Source organism: Caballeronia mineralivorans PML1(12) (assembly GCF_001028175.1).
Lineage (GTDB): Bacteria > Pseudomonadota > Gammaproteobacteria > Burkholderiales > Burkholderiaceae > Caballeronia > Caballeronia mineralivorans.
Genome location: NZ_AEJF01000287.1, coordinates 1 through 1,512, shown reverse-complemented (window position 1 = coordinate 1,512; position 1,512 = coordinate 1). Strand labels below are relative to the sequence as shown.

Sequence of the window (1,512 nt, the reverse complement as noted above, 5' to 3'; positions counted from 1 at the left end):
CATCGGCGGCGAGCCCGCGGGCGTCCATCGCAGAGGTCCAGAGCGCATGCAGCTGCGCGTCACCGGCATAGAGTTGCGAGACGCGCACGAGCAGATCGTCGGGTGCTTGCGGCAGCGCGGACGGTGCGTACGATGTAACCTCAGCGCGGCCCCGCAGCGCCAGCGGCACGGTGGGCGCCAGCGCAATAGCATTCGCCCTGGAAGCAGGCAGCATCGACACCAGCCGGTTCAGCCAGCCGTCCTTGATCTGATAGGGCGCAGTGCCGCCGGTTTCAAGGACGTTCTGGCCGTCGAAGTGCGAGCGGTCACGGTATGGCGACGCAACCGCGTGCACGAACAACGCCTGCTGTGCTGCATACATCTTCGCGGTCTCGACTAGCGACGGATGCAGCGCGAACGTCCCGTCAAGCTTGGTTGCGGTCGACGAATCGATCGCCAGTGCCCCGCGCAGGCTTGCATAAGCGGGATCGGCGTAAGGCACCACGATGTTGAGTCCATCGGCGGCACCTCGCTGGATCACGAAGACAAAACGCCGCTCCGACTCCACAGACGCCAACGCGATGCGCGGCCCAACCAGCATCGCACCGACGCCCGCACCGGCACACCACAAGAAATTCCGACGCGTGATCATCGTGTCATCTCCTTTGGAAATCGGGGGATACAAGCAGCAGCGCGAGCGCGGTAGGCGCGCTTTCTGCGCGAGATAGTTCGGATGCCGTAGCATCGCTCAGCGAACCAGCAAGTAACTGGTTGCCGAGCGTGCGTGCATCGAACGTGTCGCCGACACGCGACGCAAAACGCTGGGCCATCTCGACACGACGCACGAGCGCATCGGGCGCGGCCCAGCTTGCGGCAATGTCGTCGTAACCCGCAGGCGATCCGGGTCGCCACACGGGCTGGCCGAGCTGCGTCAGCAAGGGCGCGATCTGCATGCTGCCAATATCGTTGAGCCCAAGTCCGCGCAGTGACGACACGGTCCAGTCCCACGGCGTCTTGAACTTCGCATCGACTGGCGACCAGGCTTCGGGTGAATCGATCAGTACCTGGTACACGCTGGGCAGGTCGCCGTTCGTCGCGCTGAACACGCTGGCGAGGCGATCGACCAGCGCGGGCGGCGGGGTATCGGCAACAAAATGCCGGGCGAGCTTGCCCGCAATGTGCTGCGCGGTCGCGGGCGAGGCGGCGAGATCGTGCAGCACGGCAAGCGCTTGCTGCTCGCCGCGCTGATCGTATTGACGGTTCATGATCGTGCGCGTTCCCGGCTCATGCAGCTGCTGACGGAACACGAATTGTCCGGGCGCGGTGGCGTTATAGCGCTGCGCACCGGCACCCGCACCCACGCCGCCCATCACGCCGATGCTCCAGCCGGTCAGCGCCCGGGCGAACTCCGTCACGTCGTTTTGATCGTAGCCGCTGCGCACGCCGAGCGTGTGCAGCTCCATGATCTCGCGGGCAAGGTTCTCGTTCAGGCCGGGCTTGCGGTCGGGGTTCCGCGCGGCGGCGCGTTCGGCG

Annotated in this window: 2 protein-coding genes; both read right to left on the bottom strand. The window is 65.9% G+C overall.

Annotated elements, in window-relative coordinates; genetic code table 11:
* Positions 1 to 631: DUF1501 domain-containing protein (locus EOS_RS42705; RefSeq protein ID WP_047898292.1), on the bottom strand; the 631-nt coding region annotated here is incomplete at its 3' end.
* Between the two features lie 4 nt (positions 632 to 635).
* A partial coding sequence (locus EOS_RS42700) for a DUF1800 domain-containing protein (protein ID WP_047898291.1) occupies positions 636 to 1,512 on the bottom strand: 877 nt, incomplete at its 5' end.